This window comes from Pseudomonas parasichuanensis, from assembly GCF_021601385.1.
In the GTDB taxonomy this organism is placed as follows: Bacteria; Pseudomonadota; Gammaproteobacteria; order Pseudomonadales; family Pseudomonadaceae; genus Aquipseudomonas; species Aquipseudomonas parasichuanensis.
This window is the reverse complement of sequence record NZ_BQHO01000011.1, coordinates 122,258-146,929: the sequence shown is the minus strand read 5'-3', so window position 1 is coordinate 146,929 and position 24,672 is coordinate 122,258. Positions and strand designations below refer to the sequence as shown.

The 24,672-nt window shown below is 57.9% G+C and carries 26 protein-coding genes; 18 read left to right on the top strand and 8 right to left on the bottom strand.

The features are described from left to right. The 3 genes from L6D77_RS11770 to L6D77_RS11760 all read left to right on the top strand — a co-directional run. Positions 1–201, top strand: a 201-nt coding sequence (locus tag L6D77_RS11770) for a hypothetical protein (protein WP_236170048.1), incomplete at its 5' end; no start/stop codon positions are given. 214 nt (positions 202–415) lie between these two features. After that, positions 416–1,714, top strand: coding sequence for a HEPN/Toprim-associated domain-containing protein (locus L6D77_RS11765; protein WP_060519785.1), 1,299 nt, complete (start codon positions 416–418; stop codon positions 1,712–1,714). Between the two features lie 193 nt (positions 1,715–1,907). Further along, on the top strand, positions 1,908–2,384 hold the full coding sequence (locus L6D77_RS11760) for a DUF488 domain-containing protein (RefSeq protein WP_060519784.1): 477 nt from the start codon (positions 1,908–1,910) through the stop codon (positions 2,382–2,384). Here the strand turns inward: L6D77_RS11760 and L6D77_RS11755 are convergent. Continuing rightward, positions 2,341–3,081 (bottom strand): hypothetical protein, encoded by a 741-nt coding sequence (locus L6D77_RS11755; protein WP_197864294.1) that lies wholly within the window; start codon positions 3,079–3,081, stop codon positions 2,341–2,343. The two genes, L6D77_RS11760 and L6D77_RS11755, sit on opposite strands and share 44 nt — an antisense overlap. Before the next feature lie 503 nt (positions 3,082–3,584). Here L6D77_RS11755 and L6D77_RS11750 point away from each other — a divergent pair. Then, a complete protein-coding gene (locus L6D77_RS11750) occupies positions 3,585–3,773 on the top strand; it encodes an AbrB/MazE/SpoVT family DNA-binding domain-containing protein (protein WP_060519780.1) in 189 nt (62 codons plus the stop codon). Between the two features lie 105 nt (positions 3,774–3,878). Here L6D77_RS11750 and L6D77_RS11745 read toward each other — a convergent pair whose 3' ends face one another. The 6 genes from L6D77_RS11745 to L6D77_RS11720 all read right to left on the bottom strand — a co-directional run bounded on the left by L6D77_RS11745 (position 3,879) and on the right by L6D77_RS11720 (position 8,861). Further along, entirely contained in the window at positions 3,879–4,334 is a 456-nt protein-coding gene (locus L6D77_RS11745; RefSeq protein WP_060519778.1) for a DUF411 domain-containing protein, read from the bottom strand. Further along, on the bottom strand, positions 4,324–5,106 hold the full coding sequence (locus tag L6D77_RS11740) for a c-type cytochrome (RefSeq protein ID WP_060519775.1): 783 nt from the start codon (positions 5,104–5,106) through the stop codon (positions 4,324–4,326). The genes L6D77_RS11745 and L6D77_RS11740 overlap by 11 nt, the downstream gene beginning before the upstream one ends. 10 nt (positions 5,107–5,116) lie before the next feature. Then, positions 5,117–6,232, bottom strand: coding sequence for a copper resistance protein B (locus L6D77_RS11735; RefSeq protein ID WP_060519774.1), 1,116 nt, complete (start codon positions 6,230–6,232; stop codon positions 5,117–5,119). Beyond that, positions 6,222–6,545, bottom strand: coding sequence for a hypothetical protein (locus L6D77_RS11730; RefSeq protein ID WP_019470286.1), 324 nt, complete (start codon positions 6,543–6,545; stop codon positions 6,222–6,224). Before L6D77_RS11730 ends, L6D77_RS11735 begins: the two co-directional genes overlap by 11 nt. Before the next feature lie 14 nt (positions 6,546–6,559). Then, positions 6,560–8,473 carry a copper resistance system multicopper oxidase gene (locus L6D77_RS11725; RefSeq protein WP_060519772.1) on the bottom strand — a complete coding sequence of 638 codons (1,914 nt, stop codon included), beginning with the start codon at positions 8,471–8,473 and terminating at the stop codon, positions 6,560–6,562. A gap of 181 nt (positions 8,474–8,654) precedes the next feature. Further along, positions 8,655–8,861 (bottom strand): co-regulatory protein PtrA N-terminal domain-containing protein, encoded by a 207-nt coding sequence (locus L6D77_RS11720; RefSeq protein ID WP_060519770.1) that lies wholly within the window; start codon positions 8,859–8,861, stop codon positions 8,655–8,657. Positions 8,862–9,026: 165 nt separating this feature from the next. On the opposite strand from L6D77_RS11720, the gene L6D77_RS11715 reads away from it, so the two are divergent. The 7 genes from L6D77_RS11715 to L6D77_RS11680 all read left to right on the top strand — a co-directional run bounded on the left by L6D77_RS11715 (position 9,027) and on the right by L6D77_RS11680 (position 18,283). Next, complete coding sequence (locus L6D77_RS11715; RefSeq protein WP_060519766.1) at positions 9,027–9,704, top strand: heavy metal response regulator transcription factor; 678 nt, start codon at positions 9,027–9,029, stop codon at positions 9,702–9,704. Further along, positions 9,704–11,110 carry a heavy metal sensor histidine kinase gene (locus L6D77_RS11710; RefSeq protein ID WP_060519764.1) on the top strand — a complete coding sequence of 469 codons (1,407 nt, stop codon included), beginning with the start codon at positions 9,704–9,706 and terminating at the stop codon, positions 11,108–11,110. Before L6D77_RS11715 ends, L6D77_RS11710 begins: the two co-directional genes overlap by 1 nt. 470 nt (positions 11,111–11,580) lie before the next feature. Next, complete coding sequence (locus L6D77_RS11700; RefSeq protein ID WP_060519761.1) at positions 11,581–12,831, top strand: TolC family protein; 1,251 nt, start codon at positions 11,581–11,583, stop codon at positions 12,829–12,831. Then, positions 12,828–14,291 (top strand): efflux RND transporter periplasmic adaptor subunit, encoded by a 1,464-nt coding sequence (locus tag L6D77_RS11695; RefSeq protein ID WP_101195989.1) that lies wholly within the window; start codon positions 12,828–12,830, stop codon positions 14,289–14,291. The genes L6D77_RS11700 and L6D77_RS11695 overlap by 4 nt, the downstream gene beginning before the upstream one ends. Further along, complete coding sequence (locus L6D77_RS11690) at positions 14,288–17,446, top strand: efflux RND transporter permease subunit (RefSeq protein ID WP_060519757.1); 3,159 nt, start codon at positions 14,288–14,290, stop codon at positions 17,444–17,446. Before L6D77_RS11695 ends, L6D77_RS11690 begins: the two co-directional genes overlap by 4 nt. Beyond that, positions 17,443–17,796: a copper-binding protein gene (locus L6D77_RS11685; RefSeq protein ID WP_060519755.1), complete on the top strand. Its 354-nt coding sequence runs from the start codon at positions 17,443–17,445 to the stop codon at positions 17,794–17,796. The genes L6D77_RS11690 and L6D77_RS11685 overlap by 4 nt, the downstream gene beginning before the upstream one ends. A 160-nt stretch (positions 17,797–17,956) precedes the next feature. Continuing rightward, entirely contained in the window at positions 17,957–18,283 is a 327-nt protein-coding gene (locus tag L6D77_RS11680) for a four-helix bundle copper-binding protein (protein WP_101195988.1), read from the top strand. A 135-nt stretch (positions 18,284–18,418) separates the two neighbouring features. On the opposite strand, the gene L6D77_RS11675 is transcribed toward L6D77_RS11680, so the two are convergent. Beyond that, positions 18,419–18,751: a DUF2790 domain-containing protein gene (locus tag L6D77_RS11675; protein WP_039614978.1), complete on the bottom strand. Its 333-nt coding sequence runs from the start codon at positions 18,749–18,751 to the stop codon at positions 18,419–18,421. A 733-nt stretch (positions 18,752–19,484) separates the two neighbouring features. Here L6D77_RS11675 and L6D77_RS11670 point away from each other — a divergent pair. Genes L6D77_RS11670 through L6D77_RS11640 form a run of 7 tightly spaced genes read left to right on the top strand, consistent with a single transcriptional unit; the run spans position 19,485 to position 24,543 of the window. Further along, positions 19,485–19,841 (top strand): metalloregulator ArsR/SmtB family transcription factor, encoded by a 357-nt coding sequence (locus tag L6D77_RS11670; RefSeq protein WP_060519748.1) that lies wholly within the window; start codon positions 19,485–19,487, stop codon positions 19,839–19,841. 27 nt (positions 19,842–19,868) lie between these two features. Next, a complete protein-coding gene (locus L6D77_RS11665; RefSeq protein ID WP_060519746.1) occupies positions 19,869–21,152 on the top strand; it encodes an arsenic transporter in 1,284 nt (427 codons plus the stop codon). Between the two features lie 14 nt (positions 21,153–21,166). Then, positions 21,167–21,637, top strand: coding sequence for an arsenate reductase ArsC (locus L6D77_RS11660; RefSeq protein WP_031314387.1), 471 nt, complete (start codon positions 21,167–21,169; stop codon positions 21,635–21,637). Between the two features lie 23 nt (positions 21,638–21,660). Next, the gene (gene arsH / locus L6D77_RS11655; protein WP_060519744.1) at positions 21,661–22,374 is read left to right on the top strand and encodes an arsenical resistance protein ArsH; all 714 of its coding nucleotides are present in this window, start codon (positions 21,661–21,663) and stop codon (positions 22,372–22,374) included. Positions 22,375–22,378: 4 nt separating this feature from the next. Beyond that, positions 22,379–22,882 (top strand): cyclin-dependent kinase inhibitor 3 family protein, encoded by a 504-nt coding sequence (locus L6D77_RS11650; RefSeq protein ID WP_082422063.1) that lies wholly within the window; start codon positions 22,379–22,381, stop codon positions 22,880–22,882. Positions 22,883–22,907: 25 nt separating this feature from the next. Beyond that, positions 22,908–23,990 (top strand): ArsO family NAD(P)H-dependent flavin-containing monooxygenase, encoded by a 1,083-nt coding sequence (locus tag L6D77_RS11645; RefSeq protein WP_101195987.1) that lies wholly within the window; start codon positions 22,908–22,910, stop codon positions 23,988–23,990. Then, positions 23,983–24,543, top strand: coding sequence for an arsinothricin resistance N-acetyltransferase ArsN1 family B (locus L6D77_RS11640; RefSeq protein WP_060519738.1), 561 nt, complete (start codon positions 23,983–23,985; stop codon positions 24,541–24,543). Before L6D77_RS11645 ends, L6D77_RS11640 begins: the two co-directional genes overlap by 8 nt. Positions 24,544–24,672 lie beyond the last annotated feature (129 nt).

Here is a 24,672-nt window from a genome sequence, read left to right as displayed (position 1 = left end):
CATCATTTCCATACTGATCACCCTGTGTTCTCCTGCTCAAAAATTGAGCAGAAGCAGTTGAACACCTGGGTCAGTTTTCAGTCGGCAGAACAGCCTCTACTGGGTCAGTTTTCGGTCAGCGGCAACAGACAAGGACCCCAAACCCAAGTGATGGTGTGGCGAAGAATTCCGTTCGCGGGCCCTATGATTGCTGGCGTGTAAACCTATTTTTTTCACTGTTAACCAGAGTGGTTTACAGTGAAAAAAACAGGTTTACACGCCTGAGTTAGCGAGGGGCAGGTACACCAGGATAGAGCACCTGAGCTCGGATGCATCTCCGACGCCGCTGAAATGTGCTATCACGTGCCAGTACAAGCATGTCCAGATTCGCGTCATGCATTGGCGTTAGACAGTTAACTCCAGGTACAAAGATCTTATGAGCACACCAATTACGCTGTCTGTGGGTAGCCTCGATCTCACATACAACACTGGCTATATGGGCATGGATCACGGGATGCTCTATCAAGAGTCCGACCGCCAGTACCGTCGGCACGAGGGCATCGACTACGACTACGCTCATAGCCCTGAAAGTCTGGAGCAAATGGAGCTGTGTTTTTGCCGGACACTTGGTTCGATGGTGTCACGGTTGGAGCTGCTCGGATACACATTGGCGGCGGTGAGGTCGGAATACGAAAATCAGGTCGTGCTCGACAGAGACCAGTTCGAGGAATACCTGCCAGGTGAGCGTCGATCCGACCGTTTGACTTTCGATCAATTTATCGACTTCATCAAAGCGTACGCATTGCGAGACCTAAAAAGCGACTATGTCGCCAGCTACGATTCCGATCATGCACAGGGCCGGGGCCGCTTTGCGGCTGATCCAGCGGCATCTCTACTCCCGACGGGAGTGTTTGATCGAGACATCGGAGGCTACTCCGAGCGCAGCCATTTCGGCTCAATGTTAGGATTTCTGAGCCCATATGCAACTCTGCGAATCCTTGCCGAAAACCCCGCTAATCTAGGTGAAGATGTCGTCTGGGATTACGGCAATTTTGTGGATGCAGGATGGGCTAAAAATGAGGATTTCATTGGGAACGCACGTCGGACCCAGACCTATTTGATAGCGACTGAAGGCACTTCTGATACCCACATTCTGAAGCGGGGTCTGGCGCTGCTCCGCCCGGACATCGAGGATTTTTTTCGATTCATTGACATCGAGGAGCGTCACCCATTTTCCGGTACAGGTAATCTGTCCAAGTTCGCCGAGGGACTGGTCAAAATTGATGTTCACAATCGCGTGGTCTTCCTGTTCGATAACGACGCCGAAGGAGTGGATACCTATAAAAATCTACTCAAACGCTTTCAATTCCCAGTGAACATGAAAGCTATGGTTCTTCCTGACTTGGACGAGCTGCGCGAGTTTCCGGCGAAAGGCCCGTGTGGTGTTGCCAACGCTGACATCAACGGCTGCGCGGCCGCTATCGAGTGCTATCTCGATCTCAATCTTAAGGGGCGACCCCCAGCGCAGGTGACCTGGACGAATTACAAGGAGTCGTTAGGTATTTATCAGGGCGCCCTCGATTTCAAAGATAGCTACGCAAAGGCGTTTTATGAAACCACTCAGGAGGATGTTGAATCAGGTGTGTATGACGCGAGTAAGCTCCGATCCGTGATAGCGGCGCTTCTTGAGGAATGCACTGGTTTGGCTGCTGCGATGCTCTATTCGAAGTCCTAAACCTCAATAGCCTCTCGGCGAAGGCGCTTCCACCTAACGCGGACCGAGATGATTTCTGGCCCCTACCATCCGCTCGTCGCTACCTCTTGGAGATGGCCATCCATCCAATGCCCATGGGGTACAGCATGGCTAGAATGGTATAGTCTCTCATTTATTTGCAGAACAGCCGCAGGAAGCCGCTGGGAGATTTCACATGGCGATCTACACCGCAGGCTATGAAGGGTTGTCTATCGACGCCTTCATCGCTCGTCTTAAGCAAGCTCAGATCGACAAGGTTCTGGACGTTCGCGAGTACCCTCTGTCCAGAAAGCCTGGTTTCTCCAAGAAGGCTTTCGCCCAGTGCTTGGCGGATGCAGGAATTGCCTACGAGCATTCCCCTCCCTTGGGTTGCCCAAAACCGATTCGAAACCGCTATAAGGTCGATGGCGATTGGGGGGTCTATGCGCGCGACTTCAGGGCTTACATCCGTACCCGGATGGACCTTCTGGAGAACCTGACAGCTGATGCCTCAAGCCAGCGCATTTGTATGGTTTGCTACGAAGCTGACGCGAATTTTTGTCACCGCAGCCTTATCGCCGAGGCTGCGAGTGAATTGGATTCATCCCTGGATACGCGGCATCTGCCTCTCAAAATAGAGAAATTTGCTGATTTGCTTCGGGCGGTTGCTTAGGTGGATAGATGAGACTGATGATAAGCCACTGTTGCGGAAATCGATGAATCGTTCCCATTAGAAGCATAAGATCTTTTCCTGGTAACTCGACCTCCAGCTTCTGTCGAAACGGCGCTTCCCAGCCGTTAGGCCCATGAGCTCGGCGCATGTTTCTGTACAGCTGGCTTGCCTCCCAGTCTACGATCTTGTGCTTATAAATCTTTACCTCACCATCAAGTACTGACTCATAGCTGTAGTAGAAATCGAAGGGCACCTTCTCTAGGCGCTTGATGCTGGCTTTGACATCGTCCTGATCGAATAAACCGGGCTGGCGCTGCAGTCTCTCCAGTTTTTCAAGCTCCTCATCAGTCCAGCTTTCTGACGCGGCTTTACGGATCTCTAATCCAATAATTCGCTCAGGCTTGATCAAGCCGAGCGTGACATTGGAATTCTGTCGAGCCTGCTCCAGAGCCTCAAAACTGTCGTAGATGGGCAGCTTGCTAAGCATTTCCCTCCTTCGAATCCACGCTTTCGAGGTTGGAATAATGTCTTGGGGCTGAATCGTATCCACGCCAATCTTATGGCTTTCAGGTCGGTGATCGTTGGAGCTTTTTTCGATGGAGGCTTCGATCCACTGCCACTTTGAAAATCGTTGATCATCAGTGACCAGGCGGAACGGTACAGGGTAAAGACGGATCAGATTGCCTGCCTCGTCCATCCCCGCAACGCACGAAGTCTCTGTATAGGCAGCGCTGGGTGACGGGTATGTTTTGCATAGGATTAGTATGCGAGCTTTCCTTCTCATACAGGCACGTCCTTATTGTACTGCTGATACTGTAGCGACCAGAGCGTAAACTGGCCATATGATATCGCCCTGTCCCGACAAACCTCATCCATGTGCGGCTGCCACTGAGCGTCATCACCAAGAGCGAGCAATTCAGGCATAGCTGCTGCTAGGGATTGCCTAACCGGGCTGCACCGCAGAAAGATTGAACGCAGCTTCGGCACGAACTTGCCGTCCGATTGAAGCGGACGAGCTACGCACCGTTTGGGGTTGCGGCCCCTTTCGATGTTCGTCGATGGGATCTAGCTCAGTCGCAAGGGGCTTCCGGCGTACTGAACACTCCAACAAAATGGCATTTGCAAAGCTGCTTGAGCAAATCACCGCTTGCATGGCTGCTGGAGTATGATGGGGACTGGTAGCTCTGGCAGGAGAGCCCAATGACTGAATCAGCGCGCACCACGGTAAAGTGCCTGGATCCCGGCGACGGCTCCGGCGATGTGATTGTGGAATTACCTGACGACATTCTGCGCGAGCTCGGGGTCACGACGGGCGACAGACTCTCCATAGAGCTCATCAACGGCGATATCGTACTCAAGCCAGTCCGCGAGCGCCGCGAATCTGATTAGCTACGCGTTGCAGGCCCTCTGTGTCGTCGTGTTGAGCTGATGAAGCTTTCTAGCGGGGATACATGGGACGGCAGTCAGCCTACTGCCGTCCTTCTGGTCGGTGCGTTATTTGGCTGGATAGTTGGCGACTACTAGGTCCGCGCCGCTTTTGGTTAACCCAATGACTTGGTAGGCATGGCTTACGCCATCAACCTCCATGCCTGGGGATCCAGCTGGCATTCCTGGCACGGCGATCCCGACCAGATCGTTCCGCTCCTTGAGTTCTCGAATCTGCTCAGCTGGCACGTGACCTTCAACAAACTTTCCATCAATCACGGCTGTGTGGCAGGACGCTAACCGTGGCGCTACGCCCAGCTTCTGTTTCACTGCGCTCATGTCCGTCTCAATATGGTCGGTCACTTTGAAACTATTGGCTTCCAAGTGCGCGATCCATTTCTTGCAGCAACCGCAGTTCGCGTCTCGGTGAACGTCGATGGACAAAGGCTCGGCAGCGTAGGCCGCTGAGGTCACCAGCAGCCCAGCGATAGCGGCTAGACGAACGAGTATCCGGTTAGTTGGCATGAGTGTGCTCCTTACCGTCTTTGTGAACATGCGTCTTTGTCGACGATTTCGGGTGGGCGTCCGAATGGGCTTCGGCCGCATTGTGGTCACCGTGATGATCTGCCGCTTGGGTGGCGCCTGCGGGTGGAGCTCCATGGTCGTGAGCTGCCTGGGCATGATCGTTGTCTGCCGCTTCGTCGTGATCGCCATGCTCGGCATGCCCGCTCCCGCCGTGCTGGCCCTCATGGTTATGCATATCGCTTTCGCCGCCGCCGTGCTGATGGCCACCGCTCGTGGCCACCAAAGCCTTGTACTGCTCGGGATTCATTTCGGGAAGTTGATCCAGGAACGCGACTATTCCCCAGATGTACTCATCACCCATGCTCTTGCCCCAAGCGGGCATGCCGGTGGCTTTGATGCCGTGCTTGATCGTCCAGAATGCGGCAGCCGGTTCGCCTCCGACACCCACCTTGGTGAGGTCAGGTGGCGACGGGTATAGCGCTTGGCTAAGTTCTGTCTTTCCAACGCCAGGGGCGAGGTGGCACCCAATGCACATGGCGTTGTAGTTGCCTGCGCCTGCCTTGATCAACGCAGCGTTCTTCAGGTCAGGCACTTCAATGTCTCGCGCTCGAACCTCAATCGACCGGTCGCGAGCCATGGCGAGAAACGAATGGACAGCCGGGAAGTGAGGATCATCGGCGCCGACATTCACCAAGCCGAAATACGCGGTGCCCAATACCGCAGCACTTCCGACAGCACCGGCCACAAGCAGCGTTGTAATTGTTCTTTTCATGTTGGAATTCTCAGAACCACATCCTGATACCGGCAACGAAGCGTGCCTCATCAACATCTCCACCCTCGTCTCGGATGAAGTCAGCGGTGTTGCCGTAGGAGCGGCTCCAGGTAACGCCTATGTACGGGGCAAACTGGCGGACGATTTCATACCGTAGACGCAGCCCGACTTCGGTATTGGCCAGACCCGATCCAACACCGCGCTCAGGATCGTTCTTGCCATAGAAGTTCGCCTCGGCCGTGGGCTGCAAAATCAAGCGATTGGTCAGCAGGATGTCGTATTCGCCTTCAAGACGCGCAGCAGTCTGGCCGTTCTCGCCGATGAACGCCGTAGCTTCGGCCTCGAAGTCATACAAGGCCATGCCCTGAATACCAAAGGCTGCCCAGGTCTGCGGTGATTCCGGTTTGAAATCCTGACGGACTCCGGCGACCACGTCCCACCAAGGACTGACCGAGCGCCCGTATAGCAGTTGCAGCTCAGCGTCTTCGGTTACCCCATTGGTGCGCTCGCCTTCCGAGCGAACCCAGAGTCGATTGATGTCGCCGCCTACCCAGCCTGATGCGTCCCAGGCCAGGGTGCTGCCCTCATCGGCGTCTTGGTATTCGAGCTGGTCCAACAGGAAGAAGCTGTTGATTCCGCTGTCGTGCACCTGGTGGCCACCCAAAGGCGGAAAGGCTGCCTCGCGGTCGGCATCAGTGAGCACTGGAATCGGCGTGCGACTCGTTGTGGTCGGAGAAATCGCTGAACCATGATTCATCTGGGAATGGTCCATGCCCTTCATCGAACCGTGATCCATGCCCTTCATGTTTCCATGGCCCATTTTGCTGTGGTCCATCTTGCTATGGTCCACCGGGCTGGATTTGCTCTGGCTTTGAGCATGCTCCATCTGGCTGTGATCAACAGGGGCAGGCTGTTTCTGCTGTTTGCTCACCCCCATCTTGCTGTGATCCATCGCCGGCATCGATTCGGACGGAACAGCATCCATTTGCATGGAACCGTGCCCCATTTTCGAATGATCCATGCCCGAGTGATCCATTTCTTCAGCGGCGAAGCTGGGCGTTACGCCCAGCATGCCGATTGAAACAGTCAGGGCCAGCAGCGAAGGCCGCCCAAGGCTATTGACCATCTTTCCCTGCCTTAGCTTTGTCGCTGCCATGCGATTCCATCATTTTGTCGTGGTCCATGCCTTCCATCGAGCCATGGTCCATCCCCTTCATCGAGCCGTGGTCCATACTTTCCATGGACCCATGGTCCATGCCTTCATGGTTCATCCCCTGACCCTGCTTGTCCTGCGAACCTTTGGCTTTACCGGCCTCGGTAGATTTCTGGGAATGCTGATCATGGTTGTCGCTGGACCACGACGACGGGGCATAAACAGCCAACATGCCGACCATCGCAGCAGAGAGGAAAAAGGCGCTTCGTTTCATTGGTTTGCTCATCTCAAATCTCCAGCTCATTCGTCCACACGGACTTCTCGGAACATGCCCATTTCCATGTGGAACAGTAGGTGACAGTGATAGGCCCAACGTCCCAAGGCATCTGCGGTGACGCGATAGCTTCGTTTTGAGCCAGGTGGCATGTCGATGGTGTGCTTGCGAACCATGAAGTTGCCGTTCTCGTCCTCCAGATCACTCCACATACCGTGGAGATGGATGGGGTGAGTCATCATGGTGTCGTTGACCAAGGTGATGCGAAGACGCTCGCCATATTTCAACCGCAGCGGTTCAGCATCAGAGAATTTGATACCGTCGAACGACCACGCGAACTTCTCCATGTGGCCGGTAAGGTGCAGTTCGATTGTGCGTCCAGGCTCTCGACCATCGGGATCGATGAAGGTGCTCCGCAAATCGGCGTAGGTCAGCACTCGGCGCCCGTTGTTGCGCAGGCCAATTCCCGGATCGTTCAGCTTCGGGGTCGGCGACATGGTCTGCATATCGACCAACGGGTTGTTTGTCTCGGAAGCCGGATGGCTCTGCATTGCACCGCTCATGCCGGCCATGCCCTCATGACTCATCCCAGCCATCGTGCTGTGATCCATGCCGGCCATGTTGCTATGGTCCATTCCAGCCATCTTGCTGTGGTCCATGCCGGCCATGCTGCTATGGTCCATTCCAGCCATCTTGCTGTGGTCCATGCCGGCCATGCTGCCATGGTCCATCCCAGCCATCTTGCTGTGATCCATCCCGGCCATGTTCCCCTGGTCCATGCCAGCCATGCCGCCGTGATCCATTCCGCCCATGCTGCCGTGGTCCATGCCCATATCGCTCATGGCGATGATCGGGCGTGGATCTACCTCCGGCACGGGCGCTTGCAAGCCTTCACGAACTGCCAGGGTGCCTCGGGAGTACCCGGTACGGTCCATGGATTGCGCGAAGATTGTATAGGCCTGCTCGTTTTCAGGTTCGACGATGACATCGTAGGTTTCGGCAACGGCGATCCGGAACTCATCGACCGATACGGGTTTGACGTACTGGCCGTCGGCAGCCACAACCGTCATCTTGAGCCCAGGAATCCGGACATCGAAATAGGTCATGGCCGAGCCGTTGATAAAGCGCAGGCGGATCTTCTCGCCGGGCTTGAAGATACCCGTCCAGTTGCCGTTCGGAGCCTGGCCGTTCATGAGGTAGGTGTAGGTATACCCGCTCACGTCAGCGAGGTCGGTGGGGCTCATCTTCATTTCAGCCCACATCTTCCGATCCGCTACAGCGGCCGACCAGCCTTTCTCGCTCACATCGTCAACGAAGTCGCTAACAGTGCGCTTGTGGAAGTTGTAGTAGTCAGATTGCTTCTTGAGTTTGGAGAGCACCCGCGCCGGGTCTTCATCCGTCCAATCGCTGAGCATGACGACGTAATCACGGTCGTACACAAACGGCTCCGGATCCTTGGCATCGATCACCAACGCCCCATAGACCCCGGACTGTTCCTGGAAGCCTGAGTGGCTGTGATACCAGTAGGTGCCGTTCTGGTGGACCTTGAACTTGTATTCGTACATGCCATCGGGAGCGATGCCGTGGAAGCTCAAGCCCGGCACACCGTCCATGTTGGCGGGCAGGATGATGCCGTGCCAGTGAATGGAGGTGTCTTGTTTCAGCCGGTTGCGTACGCGCAGTGTCACGGTGTCGCCTTCGCGCCATCGCAGGATCGGCCCTGGCACCGAACCGTTGATGGCCATGGCCGTGCGAGCTGCACCCGTGATATTGACGGGGAGTTCGCCGATATACAGATCGAAGTCCGTGCCGCTCAGCACGTTCGGTTGGCCAGGGCTGGTCACGGCCCAGACCGGCGCGCGCCACATGCCGAGCCCACCCAGAAGTCCGGTAGCGGCCAGGCCTTTGACGAAAGATCGTCTCGTGGTTTTGCTTTGCATGCCGTTGCGTCCAGTCAGGTAGATCGCTGATATCCAGGCTGCTCGATGGGGCAGCCCTTGGGTTCATTGGAGCTCTCACCAGTCTCGTAGACTTTCGTCACTGCGCGAGGCTGATGAGAGGCCGTAGTCTGAAACTGCCATAGTTCAGATTCCGGGGTGATTACATTTCTGTAAGCTGGGATCAGCAGCTTTCGTGGCCGGCATGCTTGCTGGACTGGGCGGCAACTGGCGCCTGCTCTTTCTTCTCCTGCGCAACTTGGAATGCCTGCATGGAGCTTTGGCGAGCCGCTTCCATCCGCGCAAAGGTCCGGTCCGCGCCGCCCTCTGCCAGGGCGATGCCTGCCATGCCGAAGGTAACGACCATCACAATTGCTTTGACCATGTTCATCTGGAGATCCTCAGTGGGTTCTGCGCCTCATGGCGTCAGGTACAGGGTCAAGTTAGCTTCGCGGTGCTGTCAGAAAACTGATCTCGACATTACTTTTCCGTCAGCTTCTGGTTGGGCGTCTTTTTTCCTGCAAACTGGAGATGCACCCCGCGTGGATGAGAGCAGATGAAATTACTCGTAGCCGAAGATGAGCCAAAAACCGGTGTCTACCTCCAGCAAGGTCTGACAGAAGCTGGCTTCACCGTTGACCGGGTGATGACAGGCACTGACGCCCTGCAACAGGCACAGAGCGAAGCGTATGACTTGCTGATACTCGACGTGATGATGCCGGGGCTCGATGGCTGGGATGTCCTGCGCAAGATCCGTGCGGCGGGTCAGGATGTGCCGGTTCTTTTCTTGACGGCCCGAGACGGCGTAGACGACCGCGTGAAAGGTTTGGAACTGGGCGCTGATGACTACCTGGTGAAGCCCTTTGCGTTCTCGGAGCTGCTGGCTCGGGTTCGCACGTTGTTGCGCAGAGGCAACGGTGGTGCTGCTCAAACCACCATGAAGATGGCAGACCTTGAGGTAGACCTGCTCAAGCGTCGAGCTACGCGAAACGGCAAGCGGATCGACCTTACCGCAAAGGAGTTTTCCCTGCTGGAGCTGCTCATGCGCCGACGCGGCGAGGTGCTCCCCAAGTCGCTGATCGCTTCTCAGGTCTGGGACATGAACTTCGACAGTGACACCAACGTGATTGAGGTAGCGATTCGCCGACTGCGGGCCAAAATAGATGACGACTTCGCGCCAAAGCTCATCCATACCGCCCGAGGCATGGGCTACATGATGGATGTGCCCGAGTGATGCGCCCGCAATCATCGCTCGTCAAGCGACTGACCCTGATGTTCATGTTCGCAGTGACTGCTGTCCTGGTGGTTGCCGGGGTGGCTTTCTACGGGCTCAGCCAGCACCATTTCCGGATGCTGGATGAGCAGGCGCTTTCCGAAAAGCTGGAGTCAACGCGTCATATCCTGTCCATCTCAGCAGCGCGAGGCGGGCTCCACGATCAGGAGCAGCAGCTGCGGGCATTGCTCGGCGCACATCAGGATTTGTCGGCGAAAATCACCAAGGCTGACGGTACGGTCCTGTTTTCAGACCCCAAAGCCTCCCAAATTCCCCAGCGGTTCGAGCAGGCGCACCGGGGTGCGGTCTGGGAATGGCAGGATGAATCGCAGAACTTTCGCGGCATTACCGCCCAGCTGACCATTGCAGGCGAGCCGGAACCGGTGACGGCCGTGCTGATGCTCGATGTCACCACTCACGCCCATTTCTTTGTCACCCTGCAATGGTGGTTCGGAATTGGCCTGGTGATCAGCGCGATTGTAAGCGCAGGCTTGGGTTGGGTCGTGGCCAAGAGTGGGCTTCGGCCTGTTGGGCAAATCACCAAAGTGGCCACCGGGATGTCGGCAAGATCGCTCCGCGAGCGCATTCCCCTGGAGCCCGTGCCGCTAGAGCTTCAGGAGCTCATCCTGTCTTTCAACGGGATGCTGGGACGGTTGGAGGATGCATTCGTTCGGTTGTCCAACTTCTCTGCCGATATCGCTCACGAGTTGAGAACGCCAGTCAGCAACCTTCTGACCCATACTGAAGTGGTGCTCACCAAGAAGCGTGACCTGGATGCCTATGAGGAGAACCTCTATTCGAACCTGGAAGACCTCAAGCGTATGTCGCGCATGATCGACGACATGCTGTTCCTCGCCAAGGCGGATAACGGTCTGATCGTCCCTGAGCAGATTGATGTGGAGCTCTCCGACCTCGTTTCCAAGCTGTTCGAGTACTACCAGTTCCTGGCTGAGGATCAAGGCATCCAGCTGACCCTACACGGGCAGGGTAAGGTTCGTGGCGATCGCCTGATGATTGACCGAGCGCTTTCCAACCTTCTATCCAACGCGTTGCGCTACACCCCGGAAGGTAACGAGATATCAGTGCGAATCGAGCAGACGCCTGAAAGCGTGACGCTTTCCGTGCGTAACAGCGGGGTAATCATCGATTCCCAGCACATTGGCAAGATCTTCGACCGATTCTATCGAGCCGATCCAGCCAGGCGCGAAGGCGGCCCAAGCAATGCAGGCCTGGGTCTGTCGATAACCCGCTCTATCATCGAGGCTCATAGCGGACGAATCTGGTGTACTTCAGCGGAGGGTGTCACAACCTTCTTCATCAGTCTCCCAGCCTCTAAGCGGTGGGTTAGTGCAGCCCCAACCCCTTAATGCTGAACTCATCCCGGTAATCTATACTCGCCCATCATGAATCGGTTCATTCGACTGCTCACCATCCTGATGCTTATCGTGGCGCTTCCGCTTAACGGGATGGCGGGCATCGATTCGGCGACTGAACCTTGCCCAATGCAGACCATGGGCATGGAAATGATGGCGGGTATGGATCATGACTGCTGCCAGGACCAAGACCTGGGCAAGGCCGGCGATCACGCCAAATCCTGCAAGGTCGGCCAGGAGTGCAGGACTGCTAGCACAGTGCAGCTCAGCTTCCTGACGCCTGGGCTGACCTTTGCCAAGCCACGACCTGCCGATACCTACGCGGTAGGCATAGCGACAGGCTCTCCCCCCGATCCATGGCGGCCTCCCCGCGTCTGATTCCCTCTTAATTTCACACCGTCGTTCCGCCTAGCAGCGGGGCGATGGCACGCGCCTGGGCGCTGATCTTTCGAGGAATCATTTTCATGACTCCCCAACGTTTTCAGGGACGGATAACCACGGCCGTCCTGTTCATACTGCTGCCGGCTGTCTCGGCACAGGCTGCAACGCTGTCGCTGGATGAGGCGCTGCAACTGGCTGAACGCAACGCTCCCTCTCTACAGGCCCGCCAGGAGCAGGCATCAGCTGCGCGCAGCGCAGTCATTCCAGCGGGCGAACTACCCGATCCGCGCCTGAATCTCGGGGTACAGAACCTGCCGATTGAAGGCACCGACCGCTGGAGCATGAACAGAGACTTCATGACCATGCAGGTGGTTGGCCTGTCCCAAGAAGTACCGAACCGGGACAAACGCAAAGCTCGCATAGAGACAGCGCAGGCCACGGTCGAGCGAGCCGATGCCGAGGCGCTGTTCGAACGGCTGAAAGTTCGGGCGGCAACCGCACAGGCTTGGGTGGCTGCATACACCGTGCAGCGAAAGCTTGAACAGTTCGACGCCTTCTACAAAGAAAACCAGCTGCTGGCTTCCACGGTGCGGGCCAGCCTGGCCGGAGGCGCAGGCTCAACGGCCGATACGTTGGCTCCCAAACAGGAATTGGCACAGTTGGACGAGCAGAAAGACGTTCTGTTGAGTCAGTCAGCTCAGGCGCGAGCCGCGCTGAAGCGCTGGATTGGGCAGGACGCCGAAGTGGGCGCGCCGACGTTCCCTGTCTGGCCTGTAGATGCAGCTGAATACTTGCACTCCGTCCATGCCCATCCGGAGCTCAATACCTACAACGCCATGACACGCGAGGCTCAAGCCCAGGTACACCAGGCTCAGGCGGAAAAGAAATCGGATTGGTCCTGGGGGGTGGATTATCAGCGCCGTGGTCCGGACTTCAGCAACATGGTCAGCCTGCAAGTCAGCTTCCAGTTGCCGTTGTTCACCAGCTCCCGGCAAGACCCAATGATTGCGGCACGACGCGCACAAGTTCGCCAATTGGAAAATGAGCAGGACGCTGCCCTGCGCGAGCATCAAGCTCAGCTTGAAACAGACCTTGCCGAGTACCAACGCTTGCAACGGGCTGTACGGCGCAGTCGCGAAACACTTTTGCCCCTGGCCGAGGACCGGGTACGCCTCGCTCTGGCGGACTACCGCGCCGGTAATTCGCCGTTGAGTGAAGTGCTGTCGGCACGCCGGCAGCGTGTGGAAGCGCTGCTACAGGATGTGGACCTGCAAGGACAGTTGGCGGCAACAGCAGCGCGTCTGCATTTCGTTTATGGAGAGGTGCGGGCATGAGGAATAGGTCGATTGGTTTGCTCGTGGCTGCTGCCCTTGCTATTGGGATAGGCGCGGGCTTCTGGCTAGGTGGAAGAGGTGCGTATTCCTCATCCCAGCCAGTAGGTGAGGAAAAAAAAGCGCTGTACTGGTATGACCCGATGTATCCCCAGCAGCACTTCCCGGCGCCCGGAAAATCGCCGTTCATGGACATGCCGCTCGTGCCCAAGTATTCGGATGACACGGCTGGCGAGGAGCAGCCTGCGGTTCAGGTCTCGGCTGGGCTCCAGCAAAACCTTGGGATTCGATTGGCGACGGTGACGGCTGGCCGGCTAGAACGGACCCTGAGTGTGAGCGGCGTTCTAACGTTCGACGAACGCGACTTCAGCGTATTGCAGGCCCGGACTGGCGGCTACGTCGAGCGCGTCTATGGTCGAGCGACGGGCGACATCGTTGCCAAAGGGGCTCCTCTAGCCGATGTGCTAACCCCGGAGTGGGCTGGTTTGCAGGAGGAATACCTGGCGCTGCGGCATTCCGGCGACACGCAGCTGACGGCGGCGGCACGACAGCGGCTTGTGCTCGCCGGCATGCCGGCCGACCTGATCAACCGGGTCGCGAGCACTGGGAAGGTGCAGCTCTCGGTCACACTCTCCGCACCCACGGCCGGAGTCATCCAGGTTCTCGATTTGCGACCCGGAATGACGTTGACGCCGGGGGCTACCTTGGCGAGGATCAATGGAGTGGCCAACGTCTGGCTGGAAGCGGCTGTGCCGGAAGCCCAGGCTCAAGGTCTTCGCGAAGGCCAGCCTGTGCGGGCGCAATTGCCAGCGTTCCCAGGCGATCCCATACCGGGCAAGTTGACCGCGTTGCTCGCCGATGCCGATTTGCAGAGCCGCACGTTGCGCCTGCGTATCGAGTTGCCCAACCCGGATGGACGGCTTCGTCCTGGGATGACCGCTCAAGTGGCTCTCCATCCCGGCGAGTCTTCCGAGCAAAGCCTCTTGGTGCCTGCCGAGGCGGTCATCCGCACCGGCAAGCGAGACCTGTTGATGCTGGCTGAAGACGGTGGTCGCTTCCGGCCGGTGGAAGTCGTGTTGGGCCAGGAGAGCAGAGGGAAAGTTGCGGTGTTGCAGGGCCTTCAGCCAGGACAGCGCATCGTCGCGTCCGGGCAATTCCTGTTGGACTCCGACGCTAATTTGAAAGGCATCGAGGCGGCGACGGCGCAGGATAGTCAGCCTAATGCGGGGCCAGCCCTGCATGAAGCGGATGGCCGTGTCGTGCAGATAGACGGCACCCAGCTCACCGTTGCCCACGGTCCTTTCATCACCCTGGGCATGCCAGGGATGACCATGACCTTTCCTGTGGTTGATCAGTCTCTCCTTGATGGCCTCAAGGTCGGTGCGCAGATTCGCTTTGGCATACGCGAACGCGACGAGGGCATGGTAGTTGAGCAGATCAACGTGGTGGAGGGCCAACCATGATTGCCAAACTGATCCGCTGGTCGGTAGGCAACCGTGTGCTGGTGCTCCTCGCCACGCTGTTTCTGGTGGCATGGGGCTTCGTCTCGGTGCGTAGCCTGCCAATCGACGCCTTGCCCGACCTGTCGGACGTGCAGGTGATCATCCGCACGTCCTACCCAGGCCAGGCTCCCCAAATCGTTGAGAATCAGGTGACCTATCCGCTGACCACAACCATGCTCTCGGTTCCGGGGGCCAAAACGGTACGCGGTTTCTCCGCCTTCGGTGACAGCTTCGTCTACGTGCTGTTCGAGGACGGCACCGATCTGTATTGGGCGCGCTCACGGGTGCTTGAGTACCTGAGCCAGGCGCAATCGCGATTACCTGAGGCAGCCAAGCCGGTACTGGGCCCGGATGCCACCGGAGTGGGCTGGATTTATCAGTATGCGTTGGTCGATCGCAACGGCGGCCATGACCTGTCGCAACTGCGCAGCCTGCAGGACTGGTTCCTGCGCTATGAGCTCAAGACCCTGCCGGATGTCGCTGAGGTAGCCACCATCGGCGGTATGGTCAAGCAGTACCAAGTCGTCCTCGATCCGCTGCGCATGGCCAGCCTCGGTATCACCCAGGCTGAGGTGGTTGAGGCTATAGGCAAGGCCAACCAGGAGACCGGTGGCGGTGTACTGGAGCAGGGCGAAGCGGAGTTCATGGTACGTGCGGCCGGCTACCTGCGATCGCTGGATGATTTCAGAGCGATACCGCTGCGACTGGCTACCAAGGGCGTGCCGGTGACATTAGGCGACGTCGCTACGGTGCAGATAGGTCCGGAAGCCCGCAGAGGCATAGGCGAACTGGACGGCCTCGGCGAAGCCGTAGGAGGGGTGGTGATCCTGCGCAGCGGGAAGAATGCTCGTGAGGCCATCGGGCACGTCAAGGCCAAGCTAGAAACCCTGAAGAAAGGCCTGCCAGCCGGGGTGGAGCTTGTCACCGTCTACGACCGCAGCCAGTTGATCGACCGTGCCGTGGAGAACCTCAGTCACAAGCTGATCGAGGAATTCGTAGTAGTGGCGTTGGTATGCGCAGCGTTTCTCTGGCACCTGCGCTCGTCGTTGGTGGCTATCGTGTCGCTTCCCGTGGGAATCTTGATTGCGCTGATTGTCATGCGTCATCAGGGTATCAATGCCAACATCATGTCCCTTGGCGGAATCGCTATTGCCATCGGTGCAATGGTGGACGCTGCCGTGGTCATGATCGAGAACGCCCACAAACGTGTTGAGGCTTGGCATGCCCGGCATCCTGGTCAACCCTTGCGAGGCGAAGCGCATTGGAGGGTAATGACAGAGGCGGCCGTCGAGGTAGGACCGGCACTATTCTTCAGCCTGATGATCATCACGCTATCGTTCATCCCGGTGTTCACGCTGCAAGCCCAGGAAGGGCGTCTCTTCGCACCCCTGGCCTTTACCAAGACCTACGCAATGGCAGCGGCGGCTGCGCTATCGGTGACCCTGATTCCGGTGCTGATGGGGTACTGGATCAGAGGGCCACTGCCTGCGGAACAGCGCAACCCGCTCAACCGGGGCCTCATCCGGCTGTACCGTCCGGCATTAGAGGTCGTCCTGCGCCGGCCTCTGGTTACCCTCGCTGGAGCATTGCTCATCCTGCTCAGCAGTCTGTGGCCCTTGAATCATCTTGGGGGCGAGTTCCTTCCTCCGCTCGATGAAGGTGATCTGCTTTACATGCCTTCAGCCTTGCCTGGACTCTCGGCGCAGAAAGCTTCAGAGCTGTTGCAGCGAACGGATCGTCTGATTCGAACTGTTCCCGAGGTGGCCAGTGTCTTTGGTAAAGCCGGCCGCGCCGAGTCCGCTACCGACCCGGCACCGCTGGAGATGTTCGAGACCATCGTTCGGCTCAAGCCCAAGAGTGAGTGGCGTCCAGGAATGACCACGGAGAAGCTCATCGAGGAGCTTGATCGCACTGTGCGTGTGCCTGGGCTGACCAACATCTGGATCCCGCCCATCCGCAACCGCATCGATATGCTGGCCACCGGTATCAAGAGCCCAATAGGCGTCAAGGTGGCCGGCAGCGACCTAGACCAGATAGACCGGGCTACCCTCGCTGTGGAGCGGGCAGCGAAAAAGGTTCCTGGAGTGACTTCGGCGCTGGCGGAGCGTTTGACTGGTGGCCGCTACATTGATCTGGATATCGATCGCCATGCCGCTGCCCGTTACGGTCTGAACATCACCGACGTACAGGCCCTCGTGGCTGGCGCCATTGGTGGCGAAACCATTGGAGAAACGGTTGAAGGCTTGGCCCGCTATCCCATCAGCGTGCGCTATCCACGCGAATGGCGTGATTCCGTGGAGGCGTTGCGTCAGCTGCCGATCTACACCTCGCAGGGCGGTCAGCTGACGCTCGGCAGCGTGGCCCGCATACGTATCGCTGATGGCCCGCCCATGCTTAAGAGCGAGAATGCTCGCCCCTCGGGTTGGGTGTACATCGATGTGCGCGGCCGGGATCTATCGTCTGTTGTGGCAGACCTTCGTCAGGCGATCAACAGCGAGGTGAAGCTCGATCCAGGCATGAGCTTGAGCTACTCCGGCCAGTTCGAATACCTGGAGCGGGCGAATGCCCGTCTGGCCTGGGTGGTGCCGGCGACGCTGGCCATCATCTTCGTGCTGCTCTACCTGACCTTTGGGCGCCTCGGTGAGGCGTTGCTCATCATGGGCACACTACCGTTCGCGCTGACCGGAGGCGTTTGGCTGCTGTACCTGCTGGGCTACAACCTGTCGGTGGCCACAGGCGTTGGTTTCATTGCCCTGGCCGGCGTAGCGGCGGAGTTCGGAGTGATCATGCTCATCTACCTGAATAACGCTTGGGCTGAGCGTCAAGCCAAAGGCGAAACCACACGAACAGCGCTGCTCGACGCGATCCGTGAGGGCGCGGTGCAACGCATCAGGCCCAAGGCAATGACTGTGGCGGTCATCGTTGCAGGCTTGCTGCCCATCCTCTGGAGCAGCGGTACCGGCAGCGAGGTCATGAGCCGCATCGCGGTTCCCATGGTGGGCGGCATGCTCACCGCCCCCTTGCTTTCCCTTTTTGTAATCCCTGCGGCGTACTGGCTGATCCGTCGCCGCGAACTTGCTGTAACTACCCCCAACCTCTCAGGAGAAATCCAATGAAAAAGCTAATTGTCATCGCAGGCCTGGTCACCGCTTTTGCCACCAGTGTGCATGCCCAGGACATGGATGGTATGGACATGAAGAAAATGCCAGCCTCCGCCGAGGGGGGCCAAGGGAGCCAGGCGGCTCCCACTGCGCATGCTGAGGGGACAATAAAGGCGCTGGATCTTCAAAGCGGGAAAATCACCTTAGCGCACGGCCCGGTAGCAGAGCTCAAATGGCCGGCGATGACCATGGGCTTCCAATCTGAGCCTGCACAGCTGAAGGGCTTGAACGTAGGCGACAAGGTGAAATTTGGGTTCCGCATGGAGGGAAGCTCCGCGAAAATCGTGAGCATCCAGAAGCAGTGATTGAAAAGCCTTGAATGATCGGGCACGCCTTCATACTGAGATGATTCGGACAAGCTTACAGAAATGTAATCAATCTTCAGGAACCCCTCAGGTCGAACGCTACATACCGTCATGAGACGGTGCACTGGCATCACATCGACCCGATACCGGAGATATGATCATGAACAGTAGCTTTGATGAATGCATCTCGGAATGCCTGCGCTGTGCGCTGGCCTGTGAAGGCTGCGCGTCAGCCTGCCTGCAAGAGCAGGACGTAAAAATGATGGCTGACTGCATCAAGTTGGACAGGGATTGCGCAGATATGTGCAGGCTGGCGGCTACCTTGATGGCACGAGAAAGCATGCTCGCCAAGGAATTTTGTGCGTTGTGCGCCAGGATTTGCCGCGCCTGCGGGGAGGAGTGCAGTAAGCACACGGCAGACCACTGTCAGCATTGCGCACAAGCCTGTTTGGCCTGCGCACAATCCTGCGAAGCAATGGCTGCCTAATTAATTTCGACCGACCGTCGTTCTTTTGCAAAGTACTTAGGGAAGACCTCGGTCGGTCGATCACAAGCCCCCTGGCGGCCGATCAGCTGGCGCTACTGGTGATCAGCTGACTTCAAGAATTAACCTGTGCTTCGGTCAGTTTTGACCCCTGCAGTTAATTCCGGCAGTGCGATATTCAAGGATTTTCAGCTCTCCTGTTGAGTCCTCGTAATTCATCTGTGCCGGCATCACGTCGCAGCTGCCGTTGGTCGAAGTCCTGCTGATGACTCTCGCCACGTCCAGCTTCATTCCATAGCGATAATGGATCACCTCAGGTGGCTTTTTTCCATTGGCCGCTGCGTATGCACGCATAGCCTGCTCATTCGCCTGAATCATTTTTCCGTGCAAACGATCAGAACCTCCTTCGGAAAAAGCGGATGAGGAGGCGATTAAGAGAAGTAGGCCGGCGATGCATTTGGCTTTGATCATTTCAATTACTCCATGAAAACATGACTGCAGCCTAAGGCCCGGTAGCTGTCATCCATGTGATCCAGGCATTACATCTTTGTAAGGCTGTGCTGGGTTGACAGCGCTATTCCCTCATAGACAGTTTGCGGGTGCCTAAGGTAAAGCCGACACGGGACAGAGCTTTTCAAACTCTGCGGAGTTGGAAATCACCCTAGGGGCTAGGGATCGCTCTCTGCGCTCATATCCCCGAGCCTCGAATAAATCGGGCGCAATTGTGGTCCGCAGAGGCTTTAAGCCCCGTCGGCTTCGGCTATGCGTTCAAGTGCTCTAAGCAGCAAGGTACCGACCCCGGATCCTCTTTCCCAGGATCCACAACCAGCGAACGAATTAGACGAGCCTGGCCATCCTTCGATGCCCCATATCCCAGTTCCGTTTCTCCACGGTGAAAGGAATAGAACATGCGGTCGTGCTGCAGAAGGTCCGGGGTAGGCAAGCCGGCTGCGGAAAGATACTCATCCAACCCCTGGATCTGATCGGCACCAAGCAATCGGAGAGACATCTCAGGGTGGTTCATCGTGGACTCGATGGGAAGGGAATCAATATCCGGATAAGGGCGCGAACCCTGGATTTTGCCTCCTACTGTGACTCGGTCATCTGGTCAGTGAATTAATATCTGCTTTACCGTATATCTGAATGGTCATATATTCGAGCCTCCAGATATGAGCCGCCCGTGCTGCGTTCCCCAGGAGGTCAAATGCGGGAAACCCTAACCCCCCCCATCGTTTTTAAATGTCTCGCTGACGAAACACGAGCCCGGATGACCTTGCTGATCGCCAGTGAAGGCGAGCTATGCGTATGTGAGTTGACCTGCGCACTCGACCTCAGCCAGCCGAAGATTTCTCGGCATCTTGCTCAATTGCGAGAAGCCGGAATCCTCATGGACCGGCGGCAGGGACAATGGGTGTATTACCGCCTCAATCCGTCCTTGCCAGAATGGGTGCAGATGATGCTCAAGAGTGTTGTCGATGCAAACGCCCAGTGGCTAAGCGCCGATGCTGTGCGCCTTGCTGAAATGGGCGAGCGTCCACAAAGCCCTGCTGCTTGTGCTTGATTTTCACTTCGCTGACTGAGTTGAGCCATGTTCATCGCATTTTTGATTTTTCTCGCAACGATCGTTCTGGTGATCTGGCAGCCAAAGGGTCTGGGGGTGGGCTGGAGCGCTGGTCTAGGGGCGGTCGTGGCGCTACTGGCGGGCGTAGTGAATCTGTCTGATATCCCAGTGGTGTGGCAGATAGTATGGAACGCCACCGCAACGTTTATCGCTGTCATCATCATCAGCCTTTTGCTGGATGAGGCGGGTTTCTTCGAATGGGCAGCGTTGCATGTGGCCCGCTGGGGCAACGGCAGTACCCGCAAGCTGTTCGCTTTCATCATTCTCCTGGGAGCAGCAGTGTCGGCGTTATTCGCCAATGATGGCGCAGCGCTGATCCTGACGCCGATCGTTATCGCCATGCTGCTTGCCCTGCGTTTTTCCCCGGCGGCGACGTTGGCATTTGTCATGGCAGCAGGTTTTATCGCCGATACCGCGAGCCTGCCGCTGGTGGTGTCCAACCTGGTGAACATCGTTTCCGCCGACTACTTTGGCATCGGTTTCAGCGAGTACGCCTCGATCATGGTGCCGGTGAACCTGGTCAGTATCGCCGCCACGCTGGGAATGCTGCTGTGGTTCTTCCGCAAGGACCTGCCGCGAACCTATGAACTCGACCAACTGAAGGCTCCCGAAGCCGCTATCCGCGACAAGGCGACGTTCGTTGCCGGCTGGTGGGTGCTTGCGCTGTTGCTGGTCGGCTTCTTCGCCATCGAGCCGCTGGGCGTTCCGATCAGCGCCATCGCTGCTGCCTGTGCGCTGATCCTCTACCTGATCGCTGCGCATGGGCACGTGATCTCAACCCGCAAGGTGCTCAAGGACGCGCCTTGGCAGGTCGTGGTGTTCTCGCTTGGCATGTACCTGGTGGTCTATGGCCTGCGTAATGCCGGCCTCACCGACTACCTGACGCAGATCCTCAATGTCTTCACCGGCTACGGGGTCTGGGGCGCATCCCTCGGGACGGGGCTGCTCGCCGCTGGCCTGTCGTCGGTCATGAACAACATGCCCACTGTACTGGTAGGAGCTTTGTCGATCCATTCCGCCGAGGCCACTGGCATCGTGCGTGAGGCCATGATCTACGCCAACGTCATCGGCTGTGACCTCGGTCCGAAAATCACCCCAATCGGCAGCCTGGCCACCTTGCTGTGGCTGCACGTGCTGGCCCGCAAAAACATCGTTATCACCTGGGGTTACTACTTCCGCACCGGTATCGTCCTGACGCTGCCGATCCTGCTTGCCACCTTGGCCGCATTGGCCATACGCCTGAGCTTTTGAACCGGAGATATCTGATGAAAGTCTTGTTCATGTGCACCCACAACAGCTGCCGCAGCATCCTGTCCGAGGCGCTGTTCAATCATCTGGCCCCCGAGGGTATGGAAGCTGTGAGCTCGGGTAGCTTCCCAAGCGGCAAGGTCAATGAGCGGGCGCTGAAGACCTTGGAAGCCGCCGGTATCCCCACCGCTGGTCTTTCAAGCAAGGCCTCGGATGTCTTCGAGAGCTCTCCTCCCGACATAGTCGTCACCGTGTGCGATCGAGCTGCCGGCGAAGCCTGCCCGATCTTCTTCGGTCCATCGCTCAAAGCCCACTGGGGCCTGGCCGACCCTTCGGCGGTTACCGGCAGTGAGGCGGAAATCGAACAAGCCTTCCAGACCACACTTGCGAAGATCGATGAGCGCGTGCGCGCTTTCATTGCGCTGCCCTTCTCGCAACTGAGCCAGGACGAACTGAAAGCCGAACTTGCTCGCATCGGCGCGCTGTAGGCCCTGGATCAATGGAGACTGAAATGAACGACCACCTGCCAAATATCCAGCCAGAACTGATCGATCTGCCGTCGCTGGAGCGTCTGGAGCCGAAGGATCCCTCCACGCATAAACCACGCATCCTGCTGCTGTACGGATCGACCCGCGAACGCTCATTCAGCCGCTTGATGGTCCAGGAAGCTGCGCGCCTGCTGGAAGAGTTCGGCGCCGAAACCCGTATCTTCGACCCTTCCGGCCTGCCGCTCCCGGATGACGCTCCGGACTCCCACGAGAAGGTGCTGGAACTCCGCGAGCTGATGCAATGGTCCGAGGGCCAGGTGTGGTGCTCGCCCGAGCGTCACGGTTCTATGAGCGCAGTCTTTAAGGCGCAGATCGACTGGGTACCTTTGGCCATGGGCGCCGTACGTCCGACCCAGGGCAAGACATTAGCGGTGATGCAGGTTTGTGGTGGCTCGCAGTCGTTCAACGTGGTGAACCAATTGCGCGTGCTGGGCCGTTGGATGCGCATGTTCACTATCCCTAACCAGTCGTCGGTTCCAAAAGCCTTCCTGGAGTTCGATGATGCCGGGCGCATGAAACCTTCTTCCTTCTATGACCGGCTGGTTGATGTGATGGAAGAACTGACCAAGTTCACGCTGCTATTGCGCGACCGCCAGGATTACCTGGTGGATCGCTACTCCGAGCGCAAGGAGTCGGCGGAAGAGCTGTCCAAGCGAGTCAATCTGCGGTCCATTTGAGGTCATGAGCATGTCACATCCCTACTCGATGAAATCGCTGCCCCATGCCCCAGGAGCGCTAATTTTCACACCCTGCCCGGGCACCCAGGCCAGCGATCTTGCTGAAAGCCTGAAGACGCTGAAGCAGGCTGGCGCCGTGGCGCTGGTTACCCTGATGTCGGATACAGAGCTTCAGGAAAACGGCGTTGGTGAGCTTGGCGTCGCGGCCAGGCAGTATGGGTTGGAGTGGTACCAGTTGCCGATCGAGGATGATCAGGCTCCTGATCAAACCTTCGAGGCTCGGTTGGGGGAGATTCGCCACCAGTTAGACGATTTGCTCGCTTCCAACAAGGCCCTGGCCATCCACTGCAAGGGCGGCTCCGGTCGCACCGGGCTGTTCGCTGCCCGTCTGCTGATCGAATCCGGAATGCCGCGTCGCGAGGCGATCGCTTGGGTGCAGGAGCTTCGCCCACGGGCGATTCAGAAGCCTGCGCACATCAACTACATCAACCAATTCGGCGAAGACTGAGCGCTCCAGCCAGACAGGAGAGACCATGGCCACCGACGGCGAACTACTCGATGTCATCGTGATTGGCGGCGGGCAGTCCGCGCTTACGGTGGCCTATTTTCTCAAGCGGGCCAAGTTGTCGTTTCTGCTGCTCGACGCCGAAGAGGCTGCGGGCGGGGCGTGGCGCCATGGCTGGGACTCGCTGACGCTATTCTCACCCTCAGCATGGAGCTCGATCGCGGGCTGGCCGATGCCGCTAGTCACCGAAGGTAATCCCGATAGGGATCACGTGGTCAGCTATCTGGAGCAGTACGAGGCGCGCTACGGGTTTCCTATCGTTCGCCCCGTCAGCGTTACGGCGGTGGAGCGAACCGGGCGTGGCCTTCGTGTTCGCTCGAAGGACCGCGACTGGGAAGCCCGTGCCGTCATCAGCGCAACGGGGACTTGGAGCAAACCCTATGTTCCGGTTTATCCGGGGATAGAGCTGTACGGGGGGCAGCAAATTCACTCCGCCCATTATCAGTCACCAGAGGCTTTCCAAGGAAAGCGCGTGCTGGTCGTTGGTGGTGGCAACTCGGGGGCGCAAATCTATGCGGAGCTGTCCGAGGTCGCCGACGCAACGTGGGTAACCACGGAGGAGCCGGCGTTTCTGCCTGATGATGTCGATGGCCGGGTGCTGTTCGAGCGGGCTACCGAGCGCCTCAAGGCTCAACAGGAGGGCCGTGTTATCAACGTACCGGTCGGCGGGCTTGGCGATATAGTCATGGTGCCCCCGGTGGTCCGGGCCCGCGAGCGAGGAGCCCTACGGTCTGTAAGGCCTTTTGTCTCATTCACGCCTGACGGGGTCGTCTGGCCCAATGGTGAGAAAACCCAGGTCGATGCGGTGATCTGGTGTACCGGTTTCCGGCCGGCTCTGGATCACTTGCGGGACTTGGACGTGCTGGATGACAGCGGTAAGGTCGAGGTTGACGGGTCGCGCTCTATTCGCGAGCCGCGCCTCTGGCTGGTCGGATATGGCGACTGGACCGCCCTGGCCTCGGCGACGCTGATCGGCGTCACCCGTACCGCGCGCAGCACCGTAAACGAAGTAGTGGAATACCTGAACAGCTTGGAGCAGCCGGATGCATAGCGGAATCGAGATTCGTATTGCTGGTCCAGAAGACGCTGCAGCCATACAGGCTATCTACGCTCCGATTGTGCTCCACACTGCCATCTCGTTTGAAGAGGTAGCGCCGAGCGCGGAAGAAATGCGCCAGCGTATCGAGACGACGCTTCATACCTATCCATATTTTGTGGCTGTGCAGCAAGGTCGGGTGGTCGGTTATGCCTATGCTAGCCAGCATCGAGCGCGAGCGGCATATCGGTGGGCGGTAGATGTGACCGTCTACGTTGCAGAGGGGCAGCGTCGGAGTGGGATTGGCCGGCAGCTTTATGACGTTCTCCTGCCGGTTCTGAAGCAGCTAGGATATCGTTCTGCATACGCGGGTATTTCTTTACCGAACGAAGGAAGCGTGGGTCTCCATGAGCGACTCGGCTTTCAGCACATCGGTACGTTTTCGCAGGTCGGGTTCAAACTCGGTGCGTGGCATGACGTGGGATATTGGCGGTTTGATTTCGGTGGCGAGGGTTGTCGGCCTGAGGCTCCTACAAGCTTCTTATCCCAAATCCCGATGCCGCGTTAGAACATGAGGTCCATTTTGAAGGGTCCATTTGAGCGGCCGCTGAGCGTTTCGTCACCAGGGCTTGAATCTGAGCTAGCGTGTTGCGAAGACACGTCGGCGGCCTAGAAGACTCGATGGAACCATCAGAGA

Coding starts and splice junctions, on each gene's coding strand:
- L6D77_RS11715 (WP_060519766.1), top strand. CDS start 9,027: ATGAAATTACTCGTAGCCGAAGATGAGCCAAAAACCGGTGTCTACCTC.
- L6D77_RS11735 (WP_060519774.1), bottom strand. CDS start 6,232: ATGGTCAATAGCCTTGGGCGGCCTTCGCTGCTGGCCCTGACTGTTTCA.
- L6D77_RS11695 (WP_101195989.1), top strand. CDS start 12,828: ATGAGGAATAGGTCGATTGGTTTGCTCGTGGCTGCTGCCCTTGCTATT.
- L6D77_RS11690 (WP_060519757.1), top strand. CDS start 14,288: ATGATTGCCAAACTGATCCGCTGGTCGGTAGGCAACCGTGTGCTGGTG.
- L6D77_RS11755 (WP_197864294.1), bottom strand. CDS start 3,081: ATGGACGAGGCAGGCAATCTGATCCGTCTTTACCCTGTACCGTTCCGC.
- L6D77_RS11740 (WP_060519775.1), bottom strand. CDS start 5,106: ATGAAAAGAACAATTACAACGCTGCTTGTGGCCGGTGCTGTCGGAAGT.
- L6D77_RS11745 (WP_060519778.1), bottom strand. CDS start 4,334: ATGCCAACTAACCGGATACTCGTTCGTCTAGCCGCTATCGCTGGGCTG.
- L6D77_RS11650 (WP_082422063.1), top strand. CDS start 22,379: ATGAGCATGTCACATCCCTACTCGATGAAATCGCTGCCCCATGCCCCA.
- L6D77_RS11720 (WP_060519770.1), bottom strand. CDS start 8,861: ATGAACATGGTCAAAGCAATTGTGATGGTCGTTACCTTCGGCATGGCA.
- L6D77_RS11645 (WP_101195987.1), top strand. CDS start 22,908: ATGGCCACCGACGGCGAACTACTCGATGTCATCGTGATTGGCGGCGGG.
- L6D77_RS11750 (WP_060519780.1), top strand. CDS start 3,585: ATGACTGAATCAGCGCGCACCACGGTAAAGTGCCTGGATCCCGGCGAC.
- L6D77_RS11670 (WP_060519748.1), top strand. CDS start 19,485: ATGCGGGAAACCCTAACCCCCCCCATCGTTTTTAAATGTCTCGCTGAC.
- L6D77_RS11760 (WP_060519784.1), top strand. CDS start 1,908: ATGGCGATCTACACCGCAGGCTATGAAGGGTTGTCTATCGACGCCTTC.
- L6D77_RS11700 (WP_060519761.1), top strand. CDS start 11,581: ATGACTCCCCAACGTTTTCAGGGACGGATAACCACGGCCGTCCTGTTC.
- L6D77_RS11685 (WP_060519755.1), top strand. CDS start 17,443: ATGAAAAAGCTAATTGTCATCGCAGGCCTGGTCACCGCTTTTGCCACC.
- L6D77_RS11665 (WP_060519746.1), top strand. CDS start 19,869: ATGTTCATCGCATTTTTGATTTTTCTCGCAACGATCGTTCTGGTGATC.
- arsH (WP_060519744.1), top strand. CDS start 21,661: ATGAACGACCACCTGCCAAATATCCAGCCAGAACTGATCGATCTGCCG.
- L6D77_RS11640 (WP_060519738.1), top strand. CDS start 23,983: ATGCATAGCGGAATCGAGATTCGTATTGCTGGTCCAGAAGACGCTGCA.
- L6D77_RS11725 (WP_060519772.1), bottom strand. CDS start 8,473: ATGCAAAGCAAAACCACGAGACGATCTTTCGTCAAAGGCCTGGCCGCT.
- L6D77_RS11660 (WP_031314387.1), top strand. CDS start 21,167: ATGAAAGTCTTGTTCATGTGCACCCACAACAGCTGCCGCAGCATCCTG.
- L6D77_RS11680 (WP_101195988.1), top strand. CDS start 17,957: ATGAACAGTAGCTTTGATGAATGCATCTCGGAATGCCTGCGCTGTGCG.
- L6D77_RS11730 (WP_019470286.1), bottom strand. CDS start 6,545: ATGAGCAAACCAATGAAACGAAGCGCCTTTTTCCTCTCTGCTGCGATG.
- L6D77_RS11675 (WP_039614978.1), bottom strand. CDS start 18,751: ATGATCAAAGCCAAATGCATCGCCGGCCTACTTCTCTTAATCGCCTCC.
- L6D77_RS11765 (WP_060519785.1), top strand. CDS start 416: ATGAGCACACCAATTACGCTGTCTGTGGGTAGCCTCGATCTCACATAC.
- L6D77_RS11710 (WP_060519764.1), top strand. CDS start 9,704: ATGCGCCCGCAATCATCGCTCGTCAAGCGACTGACCCTGATGTTCATG.